We start from the raw sequence: 20,626 nt of genomic DNA, 5'->3' as shown, positions 1-20,626 counted from the left end.
GAGTGAAATGACAAATCCGGCAATTGCGGTCGTAACCGGCGCCAGCCGCGGCGCGGGCAAGGGGATTGCGATCGGTCTCGGCGAAAAGGGGATGACGGTCTACGTCACTGGCCGCAGCAGCGATCACAGCAATGCGACGGGATGGGACGGCGCGCCGCTGGCAGGAACCATCCACGAAACCGCCGCGGCGGTGACGGCCGCGGGCGGCAAGGGCATCGCGGTCGCCTGCGATCACGCCGACGATGCGCAGGTCGCGGCGCTTTTCGAACGGGTGCGCCAGGATTCGGGGCGGCTCGACATCCTTGTGAACAACGCCACCTATATCCATCACCAGCTCATCACGCAGGCGCCCTTCTGGGAAAAGGAGCTTGCGGCGGTCGAAATCCTCAACGTCGGATTGCGCTCGGCCTATGTCGCGAGCTGGCACGCCGCCGCGATGATGGTGGCGCAAAAATCGGGGCTGATCGCTTTCACCTCCTCCTTCGGCGCGAGCTGCTACATGCACGGCGCGGCCTATGGCGCGCAAAAGGCGGGCGTCGACAAGCTCGCGCACGACATGGCAGTCGACTTCCGCCCGCATGGCGTTCGCGCCGTCTCGATCTGGCTCGGGCCGCAGATCACCGAGCGCGCCCTGGGCGCGGCCGAGGTCCATAAGGAACAATATGAAGGCTTTATGGCGATGGCTGAGATGCCCCAGTTCACCGGGCATATCATCCACGCGATCGCCAGCGACCCCCAGGGCGACGAGTTGTCGGGGCACACGGTCATCGGCGCCGAGATCGCCGAACGCTATGGCATCACCGACCGCGGTAAGACGCCGCCCTCGCACCGCGAGATGCTGGGCAGCCCACGCGATCCGAACCCCGCAATCGTCTATTAGCCGGGCGTAGCAGTTGCCGCCTGCCGCCCCGCCATGCGCCCAAAAAGGGTGCAGTCAGCGAGGCTGAGACCCGAGCTATAGCCATGCCCCCAGCGCGGCAGGCCCGACGTGGCGCGGCCCGCTGCATAGAGGCCGGGAATGATATGGCCGGCGCGATCGAGCACTTCGCCCGACGGGCGGGTGTTGAGGCCGCCAAGGGTGAAGAAGGAAAAGAAGCTGGTGCGGATGTTGAGTTCGAGCGCCGCGAAAGGCCCTTCGTCCAGTATTTTCAGCCACTCGGGCGCCTTGTTGAAGATCGGGTCATGGCCTTCGGCGGCATAGCGATTGAAGGTGTGGACGGTCGGCGCCAGCGTGTTCTCGGGCATGCCCAGCTCGCGTTCGACCTCTTCCCAGCGGTCGCCCACCGCGGCAATCTCGATCCGCGCAAGGTCGAGCGGGCGCGCGAAAATCGCATTGTCGACGAGCAGATAGACGCGCTCCCCCGGCTGGTCGAGCATCGTCCGGCTGACGCGCCCGTGATAGCAGTCCTCGTTGATGAAGCGCTGTCCGCGTTCGTTGACGAAAATGCCCTTCACCAGGCTTTCGGGCATGATCCACGGGCAGGTGGTGAAAAATTCGTCCATGTGGATCGCGTCGCCGCCGACGCCCATGCCCATCAAGATGCCCGATCCGTTATCATTTTCGCCGATCGGGTTCGCGAGGCGCAGCGTCTGCGGCGCATGGCGGCGGAGCATGTCGTCATTCATGCAGAAACCGCCGGTTGCGAGCACCACGCCCTTGCGCGCACGAATGAACTGCGGCTCGCCGTCGATGCGCACGACCAGGCCGGTGACGCGGCCGTCGGTGTCGGCGACGAGCGACAGCACGCGTGCATCGCATTGAACGTCGACGCCGAGCGCGCGAACCCGCCCCTCGAATATGTCCATCAGCTTGCGTCCGCCGCCCCAGCCCATGAACTGGATCGTGTGTCCGCGCGGCGCGGGGGCGGCAGTTTCCGAAAAGGGCCAAGCGGCCTCGCTGCCCGACCAGATCAGCGTGTCGTCCTCGGCGGGCTCGATGATCTTGCCGGGCAGGAAGCTGCCCTTGTAGGGGACGCCCTGATCCTTGAGCCACTGGTAATGGCCCAGGCTTTCGCGCGCATAGAGCGAGACCTTGGCGGCATCGGCATCGGGGCCGCCCGCCATCATCAGATAGGCTTCGAGCGCTTCAGTGGTGTCGGTAAAGCCCGCGGCGCGCTGCGCATCGGTACCGCCACCGCCGCCGAGATAGATTTCGCCGCCCGACAATGCCGAGGCGCCGCCGCTGCCCGACGCTGCCTCGAACAGCGTCACCGCGGCGCCGGCCTCGGCCGCCTCGATCGCCGCGCAGGCGCCCGCAGCGCCGAAGCCGACGATCGCGACATCGGTCTCGGCGTCCCAGCGCTCGACCCGTTCGTCAGGAAAAGGGCGGGCGGTGGAGAAATCGCTCATGCGGCGGTCTCGCGCGCCTTCAGCATGTCGAGCGCGACGTCGACGATCATATCTTCCTGCCCGCCGACCATCTTGCGGCGGCCGAGCTCGACGAGGATCGTGCGCGTGTCGAGGCCATAGGTCTCGGCCGCCTTTTCGGCGTGACGCAGGAAGCTCGAATAGACCCCTGCATAGCCGAGCGCGAGGGTTTCGCGGTCGACGCGAACCGGGCGATCCTGAAGCGGACGCACCAGATCCTCGGCCGCGTCCATCAGCGCGTTGACGTCGCAGCCATGGTTCCAGCCCTTGCGGTCGGCGGCGGCGATGAAGACCTCGAGCGGCGCGTTGCCCGCGCCCGCGCCCATGCCGGTGAGGCTCGCGTCGATGCGCACCGCGCCGCATTGCGCCGCGACGATGCTGTTCGCGACGCCGAGCGACAGATTGTGGTGCGCGTGGATGCCGCGCTGCGTTTCGGGTTTCAGCACGCGGTCATAGGCTTCGAGCCGGGCCTTGACGCCGTCCATGTCGAGCGCGCCGCCGCTGTCGGTGACATAGACGCACTGGACGCCATAGCTTTCCATCAGCAAGGCCTGCTGCGCGAGCGCCTCGGGCTCGATCATGTGGCTCATCATCAGGAATCCCGCGACGTCCATGCCAAGATCGCGTGCGATGCCGATGTGCTGTTTCGAGACATCGGCCTCGGTGCAATGCGTCGCGACGCGCACCGAACGCACGCCGAGGTCATAAGCGCGGCGAAGTTCCTCGACGGTGCCGACGCCGGGCAGGATCAGTGTCGTCAGCACCGACCTCGTCAGCACCGAAGCGACCGCCTCCAGCCATTCCCAGTCGGTGTGCGCGCCGAAGCCGTAGTTGAAGCTCGCGCCGCTCAGGCCGTCGCCATGCGCGACTTCGATCGCGTCGACCCCCGCGTCGTCGAGCGCCTTGGCGATCGCCTTCACTTCGTCGATGCCATACATATGGCGGATCGCGTGCATCCCGTCGCGCAGCGTGACGTCCTGGATATAGAGCTTGTCGCCCGCCTCGACGTTGAATGTCTTCGTCATGCGGTCACCTTCTTTCCTTCGCGGATACGCTCCGCGAGCAGTTCGCCGGTCGCCTTGGCGGCGGCGGTCATGATGTCGAGATTGCCCGAATAGCTGGGCAGGTAATCGCCCGCGCCCTCGACCTCGAGGAGGATCATCGTCTTGATCCCCGTGAACTCGCCTCGCCCGGGAATCTTGAGCTTGTTGTTGTCGCCGAAGCGCTCGAACTGTACTTCCTGCTTCAGGCGGTACCCGGGCACATACGCCTGCACCTTCTTCACCATCGCCTCGACCGAGGCACGGATGGTGGCCTCGTCGGCACCTTCGGACAAAGTGAACACCGTGTCGCGCATGATCATCGGCGGTTCGGCGGGGTTCAGGATGATGATCGCCTTGCCCTGCGCCGCGCCGCCGACCTTTTCGATCGCGCCGGCGGTGGTGCGGGTGAACTCGTCGATATTGGCGCGCGTGCCGGGCCCCGCCGAGCGCGACGAGACCGACGCGACGATCTCGGCATAATGGACCGTCGCGACCTGGCTCACCGCGGCGACCATCGGGATCGTCGCCTGTCCGCCGCACGTCACCATATTGACGTTGCCGGCGTCGAGATTGTCCTCACCGTTGACGGTCGGGATCGTATAGGGGCCGATCGCGGCGGGGGTTAGGTCGACCACCTGCTTGCCGTCGGCGCGCAATGCCGCGTCGTGCACCTTGTGGGCGTAGGCGCTGGTCGCGTCGAAGACGATCCCGATTTCTGGATAGACGTCCATCGCCCGGAGCCCGTCGAGCCCTTCATGCGTCGTCGCGACCCCGCGTTCGCGCGCCATTGCGAGCCCTTCGGATTTCTCGTCGATGCCGACGACCGCGACCAGTTCCATATTCTGCGGATATTTGATCATTTTGACCATCAGGTCGGTGCCGATATTGCCCGATCCGATGATCGCCGCCTTCACCCGTGTCATTGCCATTCCTTATACAAAGCGCGCGACGCAATGGCCGAGCGTGCGGCGTCCGTCGCCGAGGATCATTTCGAAGATGTCGCCATTCACCGCCGGTTCGAGCGGCACGAGGCTGCCCGACAGGATGATGTCGCCGGCATCGAGCGTCACGCCGTGCGCGCCGAGCGTATTGGCGAGCCACGCGACCGCCTGCGCCGGGTCGCCCTGCACCGCATGGCCATAGCCTTCGGACAGCGGCGATCCGTTCTTCGCGACCGCGACATGCAGGTTCGGAAGATCGAGCGCGCGCGGATCGAGACGCTCCTTGCCAAGCACAAAGACCCCGCAGGAAGCGTTGTCCGCCACAGTATCGACGATGCCGATCTTCCAGTCGGTGATGCGGCTGTCGACGATCTCGAAGCAGGGGGCGATCGCCTCGGTCGCGGCGAGCACATCGGCGGCGGTCACGCCGGGGCCTTTCAGTGGCGCTTTCAGGATGAAGGCGATCTCCGCCTCGGCGCGCGGCTGGATCAGGCCGTAGGTGTCGACGTCGATCGTGTCGTCTGCGACCTGCATCGCGTCGGTGAGGAAGCCGAAATCGGGCTGATGGACGCCCAGCATGTCCTGCACCGCCTTCGACGTTACGCCGATCTTCTTGCCGACGACGCGCTCGCCATCCTTCAGCCGCCGCGACAGGAAGTCGAGGCTGATCGCATAGGCGTCGTCGATCGTCAGCGCACCGTCGCGGGCGATCAGCGGTGCGATGGTGCACCGGGCGCGCAGTGCCTCGTAAAGCTCGCGTCCCCAGGTTTCAGCGATGCTCATCGAGGAACTCGATTGCATAGCGGTTGAACTCGCTTGCTCGTTCGACCTGCACCCAGTGGCCGACCTTGTTGAAGGTCACGCAGCGCACATCGTCGCACGCTTCGAAGAAATACTGGATGCCCGAGAGCGGCATGAAGCGTTCGTTCTGGCCCCAGAAGAGCAGGATCGGGACCTTGATCTCGCCGAGCCGCGGGCGGACATTGTGCGTCCGCATCCGCGCGATCACCTCCTTGGGCTGCTGGCGTGCGACCGCGAAGCGTTCCTCGACCAGCGCGTCGGTGATATGTTTCGGGTCGTAAACCAGATTTTCGCCGAGGCGGCGCTGGTCGGCGAGGCTGAAGTCGGGGCTGCCGAAGGAGGAGCGCATGTCGGCGATGCCGGGCATCGCGAAATAGACGTCGAGTTCCTCGATGCAGCCGGGCGCCATCAGGATCAGCCGTTCGGTGAATTCGGGATGGTCCTGCGTCATCTGGATCGCGACACCGCCGCCGAGTGAATTGCCGATCAGCGTCGCCTTGTCGATCCCGTGCGCCTTCAGCGCCTCGTACAGCGTGTCGGTGAACAGGGTCAGCGTATAGTCGATATCGGCAGGCTGCGAGGAGGCGCCATAGCCGATCATGTCGGGCAGGATGACGCGGTAGCCGGCATTGACGAACGCATCGACATTCTGCCGGAAATTGGACAGTCCCGATGCGCCGGGGCCGCTGCCGTGGACGAACACCAGCGCGGGGCCTTCGCCCGTTTCCTTGATGTGGATGTCATAGCCGCCGGCAACCCGGTGCGTCGCTTCCTTCATCTCTCCCATCGACATTTTCCTTTTACATGAAGGTGAATGCGGGCGGTTCGCCGAGCTGCGTCATCACGACATCGGTGACGCGATTGCCGGGGTCGTTCGCGACGTGTGCGCGCGCCGCGTTGAGGTCGAGCCACGGCTGGATGATCGCGCTCGACATATAGATGGCGCGGCCGCCGAGCAGCTGGACCATGCCGTCGACGAGCTCGGCGAGCCGCCGCACGACGGTCGAGCTTTGGTAGGCGTAGAGGGCGCGTTCCTCGAGCGTGATCGGCTCGCCGCTCTCCGACTTCGCCATCAGCCGGTCGAAGGTCGTCTGGTGCGTCAGCTCCATTTCGAGGATCTGCGCGTGGGCCTTGGCGATCGCGCCATGGAGCAAAGGATCGGCCTTCGACGCCTTGCCGGTGTTGGTCGAAATGCGGCCCTGCATGATCTCCATCGCCGCATTCACCGCCGCGCGGGCGCCGCCGAACGCCGCGGTCGACACCGAGCGGACGAAGATCTGCGCCCAGGGCAGGCGATAGAGCGGGCCATCATTCTCGGCCTGGCCGGGATTGGTGCAGGCGAAGCCGTCGCTCGCGCGGTGGGTGCGATGTTCGGGGACGAAGACGCGCTCGACGAGGATGTCGAAGCTGCCGGTGCCCTGGAGACCGAAGACGTCCCACGTTCCTTCGATGACCTGATAGTCGCCGCGCGGGAGCAGGAAGGTGCGCATGTCGGGCGGGCCGCCGTCGGTATCGAAGTTGAGCGCGCCGAGCAGCACCCAGCCGCAATGCGTCGAACCCGACGAAAAGCCCCAGCGACCCGAGAGGTAAAAGCCGCCCTCGACCTTCTCGACCTTGCCCACCGGCTGATAGGTCGACGAGACGAGCATGTCGTCCTTGTCGCCCCACACCTCACGCTGGGCTTCATCGTGGAAGAGCGCGAGCTCATAGGGGTGACAGCCGAGCACGCCATAGATCCAGCCCGTCGACATGCAGCCCTCGGCGAGCGCCTTCTGCACCTCGAAGAAGACATTGGGGTGCATTTCATAGCCGCCCCAGCGCTTCGGCTGCAGAATGCGGAAGAATCCCGCGTCCTGCATCTCGGCGACGGTTTCGGCGGGCACATTGCCGCCGAGCGTCGTCTGGCGTGCGCGCGCCTTCAGCGTCGGGATCATTGCGCGTGCGCGCTCGATCAGCGCGGCGGGGGTGGGCGGCGCGGTGTCGGCGGCTTGCTGCGGGGCGGTGGCCATAAGCTCTCCTCGGGATATTCATGCGCTTGCGGGAGGCCGCGTCGCGATATCACTCCTGTATTCGTAGTGAATGATGCATTTCTCTACGCAAGCTGTCAATCCAGATTCTATGCAAAATACCGCCTCGGGCCATTCGAAGGATCAGGCTGCGTATCGAGGCGCGCAGCACGATACGCAAAGTGTCGCTTGCCGTAGCGGCGTTCAGGGCCCCGGATTGAGCGATCGACAGCGATAAGCGCAATCTGAGAAGGCAAAATATACGGTTTGCGTAAATTTTTACGCATATTTCTACGTATCATACTTGATATGGCGCGTACTCGCCTGTAGCTTGCGCTCGATTCAGGGTGCCGGAGCACCCGTCCGTAGGGGATGAGTGAATGGCAATCAGGTCACTGGCCTATGTCGTGGTCGATACGGCCGATGTCGAAGCCTGGCGCGCCTATGCCGAGCAGGTGTTGGGTATGCAGGCGATCGACCATGCGGGCGGGCTGCACCTCAGGATGGATGAGCGTCCGTTCCGCATGCTGATTCGGGCAGGCGATGCCGAGCAGTTTCACGCCGCGGGGCTCGTCTATCCCGACAAGGCGGCGTTTGATCGCGGCGTTGCGGGGCTCCGCGACGCGGGCATCGCGATCGAGCCCGCGTCCGAGGGCGAGGCGAAGGATCGCCATGTCGTCGAATTCGTTCGTTGTGCCGATCCCTCGGGCAACCGGCTCGAACTCGGCTGGGGGCGCGTCGTCGACGGCAACCCGTTCGTCTCGCCCGCGGGCGTCTCCGAATTCATTACGGGCGAGATGGGGATGGGGCATGTCGTCTTCCCCGCGGCCCGGCTTGCGGAGACGCGCGCTTTCTATATCGACCTGCTCGGCTTCGGCGACACCGACGAGATGCGCGTCTATATGCAGGGCGGCGGACCCGACGATCCGGGGCTCGGCCTCCATTTCCTTCATTGCGACAATCCCCGGCACCACAGCGTCGCGCTTGCCGAATTCCCGGTGCCGAGCGGGCTCGTTCACATGATGGTCGAGGTTCCGGGCCTCGACGACGTCGGCCGCGCGCTGGACCGCGCGAAGGCGGCGAACGTCCATATCTCGTCGAGCCTCGGCAAGCATATGAACGACAAGATGGTCAGCTTCTACATGCGCAGCCCCGGCGGCTTCGACATCGAATATGGCTTCGGCGGCATCCAGCCCGACTGGACCAGCTTCACCCCGACGATCAGCCTCAAGGAAGACGAATGGGGTCATCATTGGGATTTCGGCGGCTGACGCCGCACCGGTCCTTCACCCTTAGCCAAGAGAGAAACATCATGCCCACCCACGAGGAAATGGTCCGCGCCGTCGATCGCTATGTCGAGGCGTTCGACAAGGGCGACGCCGATATGGCGGCCAATTTGTACGCCGACGACGCGACGGTCGAGGACCCGATCGGCACCCCGATCCACCAGGGTCGCGACGCGATCCATGCCTTTTATTCGATGTCGATGCAGGCGAAGGCAAAGCTCCGTCTCGACGGCCCCGTCCGCACCGGCGGCGACTATGCGGCCTTCGCCTTCACCGTGCTCGTCGATTTCGGCGGCCCGAAGGAGATCGAGGTGATCGACACGTTCAAATTCGACGCCGAGGGCAAGGTGACCGAGATGCGCGCCTATTGGAGCCCTGCCAACATGCGCGCAGTCGAGGCCTGAGATGGCACGTGAAGCCGCCATCGTTTCGACTGCGCGCACCGGCGTCGGCAAGGCCTATCGCGGTGCGTTCAACGACACCGAGGCGCCCGTGCTGGCGGCGCATGTCGTCAACGCCGCGATCGCGCGCGCCGGGATCGATCCGGCGCGGGTCGACGACGTCTATCTGGGCGTCGGCAATCACTGGAACACGCAGAGCTACAATCTCGGACGGCTGGCGGTCCATGGTTCGGTGCTCCCTGACTCGACCGGCGGCTTTACGCTCGACCGCAAATGTTCGTCGGGGCTCAACGCGCTCGCGCTCGCTGCGCGCGGCATCATCGCCGACGAGATCGACGTCGCGGTCGCGGGCGGGATGGAGAGCATCTCGCTGACGCTAAACAAGCACACCCCCGCCTTCCGCAACCGGTCGGAGTTCATCAAGGCCGCCGACCCCCACGCCTATATGGCGATGATCGAGACCGCCGAGATCGTCGCCGACCGCTATGGCGTCACGCGCGAGGCGCAGGACGAATTTTCGGCTGTAAGCCACCAGCGCGCGGGCGCGGCGCAGGCTGCGGGAAAGTTCGCCGACGAAATCGTGCCGATCACCGTCGAGAAGGCGCTGTTCGACAAGGAGGGCAATGAGACCGGCAAGGAAGCGGTGACGCTGGCGCATGACGAGGGCGTGCGCGGCGACACGACCGCCGAAAAGCTCGCGGGCCTGAAACCCGTGTTCAAGGACGGGTTGGTCGTCAAGGAAGGCCGTCATATCACCGCGGGCAACGCCAGCCAGCTCTCCGACGGCGCCTCGGCACAGGTCGTGATGGACCGCGCGATGGCCGAAAAGGAGGGGCTCCCGATCCTCGGTATCTATCGCGGTTTTCAGGTCGCGGGGTGCAAGGCCGAGGAAATGGGCATCGGCCCGGTCTTCGCGATCCCCAAGCTGCTCGAACGCGCGGGTCTCAAGATCGACGACATCGGCCTCTGGGAAATCAACGAGGCCTTCGCCAGCCAGGCGCTTTACTGCCGCGACACGCTCGGCATCGACCCCGACAAGCTCAACGTCAACGGCGGCGGCATCGCGATTGGTCATCCGTTCGGGATGACGGGCTCGCGCCTCGTCGGCCACGCATTGATCGAGGGCAAGCGCCGCGGCGTCCGCTATGCGGTCGTCTCGATGTGCGTCGCGGGCGGCATGGGCGCCGCGGGCCTGTTTGAAATCGTCTGATCGGTGGGAGGCAGCAATGGCACTGTTGTTTGAAGGAAAAACCGCATTCGTCACCGGCGGGGGCAGCGGCATCGGCCGCGCCGCCGCGCTGGCCTTTGCCGCCGAGGGCGCGAAGGTCGCGATCGGCGATCTTAATGGCGACAGCGCCGCCGAAACCGCTGCGCTGATCGCCGCAGAGGGCGGCGAGGCGCATCACGGCGCGCTCGACGTCACCGACGCGAGCGCGGTCGACGCCTTTGTCGACGACATTGTCACGCGCTGGGGACGGCTCGATTGCGCCTTCAACAATGCCGGCGTCTCGGTCGAGGGGGTGGAAACCCCCTGGGGCGACCTCGCCGCCTATGATCGCACCATCGCGGTCAACCAGCGCGGGTTGCTGCTCTGCATGGCCGCGGAACTCCGCCATATGGAAAAGGCGGGGCGCGGCGCGATCGTCAACACCGCATCGATCGCGGGCATGGCGGGCGCCGGGGGCGCCGGCTATTGCGGGTCGAAGCATGCGGTCGTCGGGCTCACCCGCTCGGCGGCGATGCGCTACGCCGCACAGGGCATCCGCATCAACGCCGTCTGCCCCGGCGCGATCCGCACCCCGATGGTCGATGCGGTGGTGAAGGAGGAAGCCGCGGCGCGCTTCGTGGCCGAAATGCACCCGATGAACCGTATCGGCGAAGCGCATGAAATTGCCGACGCGGTGATCTTCCTCTGCTCGGACAAGGCGAGCTTCATCACCGGCCACCCGCTCGCGGTCGACGGCGGCTATCTGGCGCGCTGAGCAAGCATCCGTCACCGGGCTTTCATCGGAATGACGGCTTTGGGGTAGGGAGCTGCCGATTTTACCTAACTTTGTCATCCCCGCGAAGGCGGGGATCCCGCTTTGCAACGGTGAAGAAAAGCGGGATCCCCGCCTTCGCGGGAATGACGGTAACGGTCGAAAGCCGCCTTCCCGCCTTTGTCCGTAACCGGCCGTTTCCTTGTTCGCCGGGATGAAGTTGGATTTATTGATTCACCCGCGTCGCATGCCGCGCGGCGAGCCAGCCGAAGGTCATCGCCGGGCCGAGCGTCGCGCCCGCGCCCGGATAGGTCCGTCCCATCGCGGCGGCCGAGGCGTTGCCGATCGCATAAAGCCCGCCGAGCGGCTTGCCGTCCTCGCCGAGCACCCGGCCGTTGTCGTCGGTGAGCAGCCCGCCGTTGGTGCCAAGGTCGCACGGATAGATGGGGATGGCATAGAAGGGCGCCTCGGCGATCGGCGCGAGCGTCGGATTGGGCGTCACCGACGCATCGCCATAATGCCGGTCATAGGCGGAGGCGCCGCGGCCGAAATCGGGATCCTCGCCCTTGAGCGCGTTGGCGTTGAAACGGGCAATTTCCTTGGAAAGCACCGCGGCGTCGACGCCGATCTCCTTCGCGAGCCCGGCAATAGTTCCGGCCTTCTTCAAGATCTTGCGCATTGCCTCGGGGATGCGGCCGTCGGCCGACGGTTTGCCCGCCATCATCGGCCCGAGCATATATTTGCCGCGATAGCGCGCGTCGAACACGAACCAGGAGGGGGCGGTCGGCGCCTCGGGGGTGTTGCAGCGGTGCATCTCGCCCCCCGCGACATGATAGGATGCCGCCTCGTTCATGTAACGCTTGCCCGCCTGGTTGACGATGATCGACGAGGGGAGCGCGCGTTCGACGAACATGATCCGCGCCCGGTCCTCGCCTTCGAGCAGGAAGCCGGGACCCCACCACGCCGAATCCATCAGCGCGGTCGCGGCCCCCACCGCGAGCCCCGCCTTCAGCCCGTCGCCGGTATTGCTCGGCACTCCGGCGCTCCACTCGGCTGAGGTGGGTTGCGGCAGATATTTTTCGCGCAGCGCGGCATCATGGTCGAAGCCGCCGCTCGCAATGATCACGCCGCGGCGCGCGCGGACCTCGATCCGCTGGCCGTCGCGTTCGACGATCGCGCCGGCGATTCCGCTCTTGTCCCGGACCAGCTCGATCATCGGCGCACCCAGCCAGAGCGGTACGCCCTTTTCGTCGATCGACAGCTTCAGCCGTCCGATCAGCGCATTGCCGCCGGTGAGCCGCCGCGAGCGCTTGGTCTTGAAGCGCCAGGGCAGGTCGAACATATATTTGAGCATCAGCTTGAACAGCAAAGGCTTGGCGCCGGGGCTCATGGTCAGGAGCAGCTTGGCTTCCGCCATCGTCCAGGTGAAGCGGCCAAAGGTCAGCGTCAGCGTGTGCGGCGGTTCCATCCGCTCGAAATCCGCGCCGAGCCGGTCGGCCATCAACGGGATCGGATCGTGCGTCCGCCAGCCGTCGCGCGCGCCGGCGACGTCCATATGATAATCGGAATAGGCATAGGCGGTGTAGCGAACCTCAGACCGTTCCTCGAGATAACGCAGCATCCGGTGCGCATTGTCGACATAGGCCCTGAGCTTGGTTTCGGGCACGTCGTCGCCGATCAGCGTCTTGATATAGCCCAGCGCTTCCGCCGGGTCGTCGGCATGGCCCTTCGCGCGCGCGTCGTCGCTGCCCGGAATCCAGATGCCGCCGCCCGAGGTGGCCGATGTCCCGCCGTAACGCGCGCTTTTCTCGACCACCAGCACGTCGGCGCCGGCGTCGGCCGCGGTGAAGGCCGCGGTCAGCGCCCCCGCGCCCGATCCGATCACCAATATGTCGACTTCGTGAACGGTCACCCCATTACTCCTGCATCGGAAAACTTGCTCTTTCCGGTCCATGTGTCGTTCTACATAATGATTGCGTTTTTGAAACATAAAATTTTTACGCAAACTGTTATATATTCTGCACCGTATTCGATGAATGTTGACAGAGGCGCGGCGATGCGGTCTGTGGGAAGCTATATGGATGACGTCGATGCGCCGTCGCACAGGGTGCTGGTTTAGCTGGGGAGAATAGGCGTTGCGCACCGCAACCAAGGCCGGAAAAAGGACGCGGGGCAAGGCCGCGAACGCGAACCAGGGGGACGGGCTGCCGGCGCTCGACGATGTCGATGAGCAGATCATCGCCGCGCTTCGCAAGAATGGCCGGATCGCAAACCGCGACATCGCGCGCGAGATGGGGCTGAATGAAGCGACGGTGCGCACGCGGCTGCGCCGGCTGGAGGATGCCAGCATGGTGCGCGTCGTCGCGATGCGCGACCTTTCGGCGATGGGCTTTGGCTATTTGGCGCCCGTCGGGGTGCAGGTGAAGGGACGGTCGGCGGGCGATGTCGGCGCCGAGATCGCCGAGCTGGAGCGCGTCATCACCGTCAATGTGGCGATCGGAACGCATGACCTCGAAATCCAGGTGGTGGCCGAGACGCTGGAGGAGATGCAGCATCTTCTGACCGGTGTGATCGCCAAGATCGACGGGGTCGAACGGCTGTTCCCCAGCCTCGCGCTCAAGGTTTTCAAATATAATCCGGAGTGGGCACCGCTATGAGCGCCAGGATCAGCCTCGACGAGCTCGATCACAAGATCATCGAACGGCTCGGCCATGATGCGCGGGTGTCGAACCGCGAGATCGGCCGCGAATTCGACCTGACCGAAGGCACGATCCGTTCGCGCCTCAAGCGGTTGCTCGACAACCGGGTGATCCGCGTCGCCGCGGTCACCAACGCCAACCGGCTGCGCAATCCGATCCTCGCCTATCTCTGGGTCGAGGCGGACAGCGCCGCGGACATCGAGAAGGTTGCCGAGAGCCTGGCGGGCCTCCCCGAGATCGGTTTTGTCGCGACGACGCTGGGGCGCGCTGACGTGCTGGCGATGACGCTGGTCGAAAACGGCAATGAGCTGACCGATTTCCTGCATCAGACGATCGACAAGATCCCCGGCGTCCGGCGCGTCCGCTACAGCCTGGGGCAGAATTTTATCAAGCACGATTATCGCTGGTGCGCGCTGGTCGATTGAACGCGGTCTTTATCGATTGCAGAAAAATGCCCCGAAATGACCGTTGACGGGTGGAAAGCGGCCGTTGCTCTATCTCCCTTCGTCATCCCGGACTTGATCCGGGATCCCGCTTTTCTTGACGCGTCGATCGGCTTCGGCCTCAAACTGGACCCCGGATCAAGTCTAACGAGCCACGTGTCTCGTTAGAGGGTGACGATGATGGAGAGCGTGGCAACCGATCGTTTTACCCCGCCACCCAGCCCGCCTTGATCCCATCTTCGGTGAGCGTGCCGTCGACGATCGCGCGCGGCTCCGAGCGCGTGTAGCAGATCCGCCACCCCTTGGGGGTGCGGCGATAGCGGTCGTGATAGAAGTTGGCGAGCAGCCGGAAGCTCCCGGTGCGCGGGTCATAGGTCGCATAGCCCAGATTCCAGCGCGCGCTGGCTTCATCGCCATTCACTTCGATCTCGGCATTATGCCCCTGATGGACGTCGGTGATCGGGGTGGTCGCCGCCATCTGCGTGAACACGCCGATCAGCCCGTTGAGGTCGAATTCGCCGACGGGCGGAAAATCGATCACCGCGTCCTCGGTGAAACAGGCGCGGATCGCGTCCACATCCTTGGCGTCGCAGGCGTTGAGGTAACGCGCCTTCAGGCGGCGGATGTCGCTTTCGGCTTCGAGGCGCGCGATGCGGGATTCAAGGTCGGTCATCGAGGGGGATTATCCTGCTTTCGGGAATGGGATGGTCGTCGGCGCCGATCCAGCGCAGCAACATGGTGCCCTGATGGTGCCCCGCGGTGTCGATCCAGTTGCCGAAGCCCGGATCGTGCGACGCGACGATCAGCGTCAGCGTGCCGTCGTCGTTCAGCCGCGCGCTATGCCCGTTCACATGGATGCGGTGATGGCGATAGTCGAGCGATTCCATCCAGACATTGTCGAGCTGGAAGTTCCAGAAGCTGCATCGGGGCACGCGCGTATCGATGCGTAGCGCTTCGCCGGGCTCAAGCTGCCACCAGCCATGGAGGTAGAAGATCGACGGATCGCCGCCCGCGCGGAAGAAGGGCGCCTGGTCGATCGTCGCCAGCCGGTTCATCTGGTTGGTCCGAAAATCCTCGGCCCACTGGACAAAGGTGCGCGCCGTGCCGGCAACAAAGGCGGTGGTGCGCTCCAGCGCCGCCGCGAGCTTGTCGGCGGAGAGCGGCGCGGGGTGGGCGGGGCCGTCGAGCGCTTCGATCTCCACCGTCGCCGGCACTTCGTTCGCGCGGTCGAGAAAGGTCTGGCGCACGATCACCATCGAGCTGTCGTCGGCGAGAGGGAGCCAGTTGCTATCTGCCTTTTCGCGGCTGACGATGATCTCGAATGACCCGTCGGGGGCGATCGCCAAATCGGCCGAATCGATCTCGCCGGTCGAGGCCATCGTTCCGTCCACGGCATAGCGATTGGCCTTGGTGCCGAAACTCAGGATCGGCACGCTGCCGCGCCGACCCCGGATGCGATAGCGCCGCGCGCCCGAAACGCTCGCGTTCATATAGATATTGTCGGGGTTGTCGGCGCCGATCTTCGCGGTTTCGTGCGACGCGGCATAGAAGCTGGGGAAATCGGGGTCGGCATGTTCAAGCTGCATGTCGAGCGCGATGCGCAGCAGCCGCGTGAGGTAGCGATAGCCCTCGGCGCGGTCGAGCGGGTTGGCGGCGGCTTCGACGTCGGTGATAATCTCGCCCGCGGCCTCCAGCCGCCGACAGAAATCGCGCCAGACATCGGGCGACAGGATGCGATCCTCCGTCATCGTCATGGCGCCATATACTGGCCGCCGTTGACGTCGAGCGTCGCGCCGGTGACCATTTTTGCATAATCGGAGAGGAAGAAGAGCACGCTCTTCGCGCAATCCTCCTCGGGCGGAATGACGCCGAGCGGGATGCGCCCGGTGATCTCGCCGATCACCATATCGCGGTCCTGTCCGCCCGCGGCCGCACGGTCGATATAATCATAGACGGGCTTGCCGCCGATCCAGCCCATCCGCGTCGCGTTGACCCGGATATTAAAGCGGCCAAGATCCTTGGCCATATGTTTCGTCATGGTGGTGAGGCCGCCCTTGCCGGTGGCATAGCCGCCCTCGCCGGGAAAGGGATTGACCTGTGACATGGTGGCGACATTGACCACCGCGCCGCCGCCTTGTGCTTTCATCGCGGGAAGCACCGCCTGCGTCATCCTGAGCGCGCCGAGGCAATTGACGTCGAACACCCGCGCCCAATCCTCGGGATCGGCCTCGTCCACCGTCACCCATTCGCCGTGGATATAGGCGGTGTTGACCAGTCCATCGATCCGGCCGAACGCGTCGGCGGTTGCTTTCGCCAGCGCCGCGCATTGGCCCGCATCGCCGACGTCGGTCGGCACCGCGACCGCTTCGCCGCCGTTCGCGCGGATCTCATCGGCGACTTGATCGATGAAATCTTTGTTGCGCGCGCCGAGCCCGACTTTCGCGCCCTCGGCGGCGGCGATCCGCGCCATCGCCTGTCCCATGCCGGGGCCGACCCCGCTGATCATGATGACCTTGTTCTCAAGCAGGCTCGGCATATTTCTCTCCCGCAAATATGTCCTTGAGTCCGGGATCGAACGCGTTGCCGACCTCCGGACAATGCGTTCCCGACGGGCCGTACATCGCGGCGACGCAGCGGTTGCACGCGGTGCAGCCCGAAACATCACTGGCCCCGCTCTGCCATTTTGCGATCAATCCGGGATCGTGGATCAGCGCGCGCGCCAAAGCGATCGCATCGAACCCTTCGGCCGCCGCTTGCCGTGCCCCGGCTAGCGACTGGATGCCGCCCAGATAGGCGAGCTTCATCGGCGTCCGGCCGAGCGCCGCCTTCAGCTTCAGCGCGGGTTCCATCAGGTAATTTTCGTTAAACGGGGGCAGCTTCGGCACGCTCCGCTTGAGGATCGCGAATTGGAGTTTCGCCAGCAGGCCGCCCTGCATCGCGGCGAGGTCGTCATAGGGCAGCGCGCTGCCGAACATCGCCCAAGTGCTTTCGATGTTGCGCCCCGCCGACAGCACCAGCATGTCGGCGCCCGCCGCTTCGAGCGCGCGCGCGGTTACAATCGCATCGTCGACCGTCGCGCCCCCCGGCACCGCATCCATCAGGTTGATCTTGGCGAGGATCGCGAGCCGCCCGCCGGTCGCCCGCTTGACCGCCGCCAGCACCTCGGCCGGAAAGCGCACGCGGTTCGCGGCCGATCCGCCATAGCCATCCTTGCGGAAATTGGAGAGCGGGGAGATGAACTGGTTGAGCAGATAGCCATGCCCCATATGGATTTCGAGCGCATCGAAACCAGCTTGTTCGGCAAGCTCGGCGGCGCGCACGAACTCGCCCGTCACCATCTCCATGTCGGCGTGCGTCATCGCACGCTGGAAAAAGCGGCCCTTCAGCACCCCCATCTTGTCGATCCCGGCCGATGCCGACATCGCGCGCGGGGTCGACAGGTCGTCGATCTGGCAAAAGCTGCCGCCGTGGGTGATCTGCGCCGACGCCTTGGCGCCTTCGGCGTGGATGGCATCGGTGACCGCGCGGTAATGCGGCACGCTGTTGCGGCTCAGCATCCCCTGTCCGGGCAGCGTGCGCCCGTCGGGCGAGACCGCGAGATAGGCGAGCGTCGTCATCCCCACGCCGCCGCGGGCATAGGCGCGGTGGAAATCCATCAGCGCGCGCGTGGGGAAGGTTGCCTTGCTCATCATCTCGTTCGCGCCCGAACGGATGAAGCGATTGCGCAGGCTGATCGGCCCGATCTGGACCGGGGTGAACGGGTCGGCGATGCCGACAGACGTTTGCATCGCCGCCCGTCCCTCAGCCCAGGTTCGCGCGCATCACGGCTGCCCCATCAGGCTTGCTGGGGCGCCGGGCAGGAAGGGCTGATAATAGCCCGCCGACCAGCCGCCATCGACGGCCAGTTCGGCGCCGCTGATATAGCTGGCATCGTCGGACGCGATGAACAGGCTGGCGCGCGCGATTTCCTCGGGCTCGCCGATCCGCTGAAGCGGCACGCGTTCATAGCCGATGTTGAGTGCGTCGCCGGTGAGGCCCGTCGGATTGCCCATCTGCGTGTTCACGCCGCCGGGGTGGACGGTGCAGACGCGAATGCCGCGCGGGCCCAGTTCATAGGCGAGCGACTTCGACAGGCCGCGGACCGCCCATTTGCTCGCGGTATAGGCGGACAGGCCGTTGCAGCCGCGAAGACCGTCGACCGACGAGATGTTGACGATCACGCCGCGCCCGGCCTCGGTCATCGCGCGCGCGGCATATTTGGCGCCGAGCATTGTTCCCATGACATTAATCGCGAGGACGCGTTCGATGTCCTCGGCGGGCATCGCCTCGATCGGGCTGAAATGCACGACCGCGGCATTGTTGATGAGGATGTCGAGCTTGCCGAAGCGCGCGACCGTCGCGGCGACGACGCGTTCCCAGTCGGCTTCCGATCGCACGTCGAGCTTCTCGAAGACGGCACCCTCGCCGATGTCGCGCGCGGTTTCCTGCCCCTTGTCCTCGATCACGTCGCAGAGCACCACCTTGGCGCCCTCGGCCGCGAAGAGCCGCGCGGTCGCGGCGCCCATGCCCTGGGCGCCGCCCGTTATAATCGCAACTTTACCCGCGAGTCTTGCCACGCATTTTCTCCTGATTTCTGTATGTTATGTCGCCGTCAGGCGACCTTCTGTTCGAACGGCGCGGACAAGGTGCCGCGGGTGACGTGCGTGCCGTTGACGCGCTTCTGATATTCCTCGGCGCGCGCCCGGCTGTTGTAGAATTGGCGATACCAGATGCGGAGCTTGCCGATCGGGCCGTCACCCTGCACCGCCATGGGGTTGATGCACGGTTTCTTGTTCGACCAGATTTCGAAATCCTGCGCAAAGGCGGCGCAGGCCGCGGCCTGATAGGCGCGCGCCATCGCGACGTCGTCCGCTGTCGGCTCGGCGTTGGGCACCTTGACCAGCAGCGCGTGCCACACCTTCACCACGCCGTCGTCGACGGGGGTGTGGGCGATCATGATGATCGAGGGAAATTGCCCCGACATGCGCGATTGCAGAATGCCCGGACCGGTATACCAGGTGTCGGTTTCGAGCGGGGCGTCGCCCTGGAGCGTGCGGTGCCCCGCGCGCAGCCGCTGGACGACGCGGTGGCCGTCGAAATCATTTTCAAAGACGTCGACGGCGTCATTGCCGTGGACGGGTTCGAAATGGGCGCGGTCGGCCATATTGTCGAGGATCTCGACGGGATGGCTGGCGAGCTCGCCCAGCCGGTCGAGTTCCCATTTTACCCAATGCGGCTGATCATATTCCTCGAAGGACGGCAGGTCATATTCGGGCTCGAGCCCCTCGGGATCGTGCCACATCCAGATGCAGCCCGCGCGCTCGATCACCGGCCAGTTTTCGAGCTTCGCCGCCGCCGGGATTTTCTGCGGCGAATAGGGGATCTGGTTGCACTTGCCGTCGGGGCCAAAGCGCCAGCCATGATAGGGGCAGCGGATCGATTCGCCCTGCACATGCTCGTTGTCGCGGATCACGAAGCTCGTTTCATTCTTCGCCAGATGCGCGCCCATATGCGGGCAATAGGCGTCGACCAGATAAACTTGTCCCGACTCGCCGCGATAAAGCACCCGGTCACGGCCAAAGAAGCGGACGGCGAGCGGGGTCGTCCCTTCCAGTTCGGCGGCGGCGGCGATCATGAACCAGCCGCGCGGAAAGACCTGGTCGCCCAGTCCATAGTCTGCGGTTGTCGCCATTGAAAATCTCCCATCATGCCCGGTTTGCATCAGGCATTGTCGTTTTGCGTTTTCACAACTTGTGAAATCATCGCATTTCGATAACATATCTCACTATTGCCGACATTATGCAATATTTTGTGGATCAAGGAGGGTGAAGATGGGTGAAGGTTCGCAGTTTCCCGAGGGCGCGACGCTGATTTTCGGCGCGACCGGCGGCATCGGTGCCGCAGTCGCGGGCGAATTTGCCGCCGCGGGAAGCGACGTCGCGATCGTCTGGCGCTCGAAACAGGCGGACGCCGAAGCGCTCGCCCGAAACATCGAGGCATCGGGCCGCAAGGCGAGCCTGCACCAATGCGACGTCACCGATGACGCCGCGCTGGCCGCCGCTATCGCCGACGCCATCGCGGCGCACGGGCGCATCCACACCATGCTGTGGGGCGCCGGCCCGCTCGTCGCGCAGGTCCATCTCGCCGAGACGACGCCCCAACAATGGCGCCGCGCGATCGACGTCGAGGTGCACGGCTTTTTCTTCGCCGCGCACCTGATCCTTCCGCACATGCGCGCGCAGGGCGGCGGCTCGTTCGTCCATCTGGGGTCGGCGGGCGACCTGCGCTGGCCCGACAAGGACGGCCTGTCGGTTGCGCCGAAGGCCGCGAATGAAGCGCTGGTCAAGGGCATCGCGCGCGAGGAGGGCCGATATGGCATCCGCGCCAACTCCATCCTCGTCGGCGTGATCGAGGCGGGGATGTTCCTCGAGCTGTCGAAACAAGGCGTGTTCGACGACGCATGGACCGCCGAGGTGCACAAGAACCTCGCGCTCAAGCGTTGGGGTCGTTCCGAGGAAATCGGTCATGCCGCTGTCTTCCTTGCTTCGTCCAAAGCTGCCTATGTCACGGGGCAGCAGATTGCGGTCGCGGGCGGTTACGGGGTCTGACGCGACGGCGCAG

21 protein-coding genes are annotated in these 20,626 nt (G+C 65.0%); 8 read left to right on the top strand and 13 right to left on the bottom strand.

The features are described from left to right. Nucleotides 1-7: 7 nt before the first annotated feature. Complete coding sequence (locus FFS68_RS09100; RefSeq protein WP_137752871.1) at nt 8-880, top strand: SDR family NAD(P)-dependent oxidoreductase; 873 nt, start codon at nt 8-10, stop codon at nt 878-880. Here the strand turns inward: FFS68_RS09100 and FFS68_RS09095 are convergent. From FFS68_RS09095 to FFS68_RS09070, 6 genes are read right to left on the bottom strand one after another with little or no spacing between them, the layout of a single operon-like run. Then, a complete protein-coding gene (locus tag FFS68_RS09095; protein WP_137752870.1) occupies nt 877-2,349 on the bottom strand; it encodes an FAD-dependent oxidoreductase in 1,473 nt (490 codons plus the stop codon). The two genes, FFS68_RS09100 and FFS68_RS09095, sit on opposite strands and share 4 nt — an antisense overlap. Further along, a complete protein-coding gene (dmpG, locus tag FFS68_RS09090; protein ID WP_137752869.1) occupies nt 2,346-3,392 on the bottom strand; it encodes a 4-hydroxy-2-oxovalerate aldolase in 1,047 nt (348 codons plus the stop codon). The genes FFS68_RS09095 and dmpG overlap by 4 nt, the downstream gene beginning before the upstream one ends. Next, a complete protein-coding gene (locus FFS68_RS09085) occupies nt 3,389-4,333 on the bottom strand; it encodes an acetaldehyde dehydrogenase (acetylating) (RefSeq protein WP_137752868.1) in 945 nt (314 codons plus the stop codon). The genes dmpG and FFS68_RS09085 overlap by 4 nt, the downstream gene beginning before the upstream one ends. Nucleotides 4,334-4,342: 9 nt before the next feature. Continuing rightward, on the bottom strand, nt 4,343-5,134 hold the full coding sequence (locus FFS68_RS09080) for a fumarylacetoacetate hydrolase family protein (RefSeq protein ID WP_137752867.1): 792 nt from the start codon (nt 5,132-5,134) through the stop codon (nt 4,343-4,345). Then, entirely contained in the window at nt 5,121-5,939 is an 819-nt protein-coding gene (locus tag FFS68_RS09075) for an alpha/beta hydrolase (RefSeq protein WP_137752866.1), read from the bottom strand. Before FFS68_RS09075 ends, FFS68_RS09080 begins: the two co-directional genes overlap by 14 nt. Before the next feature lie 13 nt (nt 5,940-5,952). After that, nucleotides 5,953-7,161: an acyl-CoA dehydrogenase family protein gene (locus tag FFS68_RS09070; protein WP_137752865.1), complete on the bottom strand. Its 1,209-nt coding sequence runs from the start codon at nt 7,159-7,161 to the stop codon at nt 5,953-5,955. A gap of 377 nt (nt 7,162-7,538) precedes the next feature. On the opposite strand from FFS68_RS09070, the gene FFS68_RS09065 reads away from it, so the two are divergent. From FFS68_RS09065 to FFS68_RS09050, 4 genes are read left to right on the top strand one after another with little or no spacing between them, the layout of a single operon-like run. Next, nucleotides 7,539-8,429 (top strand): VOC family protein, encoded by an 891-nt coding sequence (locus tag FFS68_RS09065; protein WP_137752864.1) that lies wholly within the window; start codon nt 7,539-7,541, stop codon nt 8,427-8,429. A 41-nt stretch (nt 8,430-8,470) separates the two neighbouring features. Next, nucleotides 8,471-8,848: a nuclear transport factor 2 family protein gene (locus tag FFS68_RS09060; protein ID WP_137752863.1), complete on the top strand. Its 378-nt coding sequence runs from the start codon at nt 8,471-8,473 to the stop codon at nt 8,846-8,848. Between the two features lies 1 nt (nt 8,849). Continuing rightward, nucleotides 8,850-10,055: an acetyl-CoA C-acyltransferase gene (locus FFS68_RS09055; RefSeq protein ID WP_137752862.1), complete on the top strand. Its 1,206-nt coding sequence runs from the start codon at nt 8,850-8,852 to the stop codon at nt 10,053-10,055. Nucleotides 10,056-10,071: 16 nt separating this feature from the next. Then, on the top strand, nt 10,072-10,827 hold the full coding sequence (locus FFS68_RS09050; RefSeq protein ID WP_137752861.1) for a glucose 1-dehydrogenase: 756 nt from the start codon (nt 10,072-10,074) through the stop codon (nt 10,825-10,827). A 223-nt stretch (nt 10,828-11,050) separates the two neighbouring features. Here FFS68_RS09050 and FFS68_RS09045 read toward each other — a convergent pair whose 3' ends face one another. Then, nucleotides 11,051-12,736: an FAD-dependent oxidoreductase gene (locus tag FFS68_RS09045; protein WP_249340099.1), complete on the bottom strand. Its 1,686-nt coding sequence runs from the start codon at nt 12,734-12,736 to the stop codon at nt 11,051-11,053. 223 nt (nt 12,737-12,959) lie between these two features. On the opposite strand from FFS68_RS09045, the gene FFS68_RS09040 reads away from it, so the two are divergent. Then, a complete protein-coding gene (locus tag FFS68_RS09040) occupies nt 12,960-13,481 on the top strand; it encodes an Lrp/AsnC family transcriptional regulator (protein ID WP_037511520.1) in 522 nt (173 codons plus the stop codon). Beyond that, nucleotides 13,478-13,948 carry an Lrp/AsnC family transcriptional regulator gene (locus tag FFS68_RS09035; RefSeq protein ID WP_137752859.1) on the top strand — a complete coding sequence of 157 codons (471 nt, stop codon included), beginning with the start codon at nt 13,478-13,480 and terminating at the stop codon, nt 13,946-13,948. The genes FFS68_RS09040 and FFS68_RS09035 overlap by 4 nt, the downstream gene beginning before the upstream one ends. Nucleotides 13,949-14,171: 223 nt before the next feature. Here FFS68_RS09035 and FFS68_RS09030 read toward each other — a convergent pair whose 3' ends face one another. From FFS68_RS09030 to FFS68_RS09005, 6 genes are read right to left on the bottom strand one after another with little or no spacing between them, the layout of a single operon-like run. Next, nucleotides 14,172-14,639, bottom strand: coding sequence for a nuclear transport factor 2 family protein (locus FFS68_RS09030; protein ID WP_137752858.1), 468 nt, complete (start codon nt 14,637-14,639; stop codon nt 14,172-14,174). Continuing rightward, nucleotides 14,626-15,714: a DUF1214 domain-containing protein gene (locus tag FFS68_RS09025; protein ID WP_137752857.1), complete on the bottom strand. Its 1,089-nt coding sequence runs from the start codon at nt 15,712-15,714 to the stop codon at nt 14,626-14,628. The genes FFS68_RS09030 and FFS68_RS09025 overlap by 14 nt, the downstream gene beginning before the upstream one ends. Before the next feature lie 2 nt (nt 15,715-15,716). Continuing rightward, on the bottom strand, nt 15,717-16,502 hold the full coding sequence (locus FFS68_RS09020) for an SDR family oxidoreductase (RefSeq protein ID WP_137752856.1): 786 nt from the start codon (nt 16,500-16,502) through the stop codon (nt 15,717-15,719). After that, nucleotides 16,486-17,754 (bottom strand): NADH:flavin oxidoreductase, encoded by a 1,269-nt coding sequence (locus FFS68_RS09015; protein ID WP_171003793.1) that lies wholly within the window; start codon nt 17,752-17,754, stop codon nt 16,486-16,488. Before FFS68_RS09015 ends, FFS68_RS09020 begins: the two co-directional genes overlap by 17 nt. 33 nt (nt 17,755-17,787) lie before the next feature. Then, complete coding sequence (locus FFS68_RS09010; protein WP_137752855.1) at nt 17,788-18,582, bottom strand: glucose 1-dehydrogenase; 795 nt, start codon at nt 18,580-18,582, stop codon at nt 17,788-17,790. 35 nt (nt 18,583-18,617) lie between these two features. Then, nucleotides 18,618-19,697 (bottom strand): Rieske 2Fe-2S domain-containing protein, encoded by a 1,080-nt coding sequence (locus FFS68_RS09005; RefSeq protein WP_137752854.1) that lies wholly within the window; start codon nt 19,695-19,697, stop codon nt 18,618-18,620. A 139-nt stretch (nt 19,698-19,836) separates the two neighbouring features. Here FFS68_RS09005 and FFS68_RS09000 point away from each other — a divergent pair, with 139 nt between their 5' ends. Further along, nucleotides 19,837-20,613: an SDR family oxidoreductase gene (locus FFS68_RS09000; protein ID WP_137752853.1), complete on the top strand. Its 777-nt coding sequence runs from the start codon at nt 19,837-19,839 to the stop codon at nt 20,611-20,613. Nucleotides 20,614-20,626: the final 13 nt, after the last annotated feature.

This window comes from Sphingopyxis sp. L1A2A (assembly GCF_005502465.1).
GTDB lineage: Bacteria > Pseudomonadota > Alphaproteobacteria > Sphingomonadales > Sphingomonadaceae > Sphingopyxis.
Note: the sequence above shows the minus strand (reverse complement) of the source record. Positions and strands in the feature narration are given on the sequence as shown.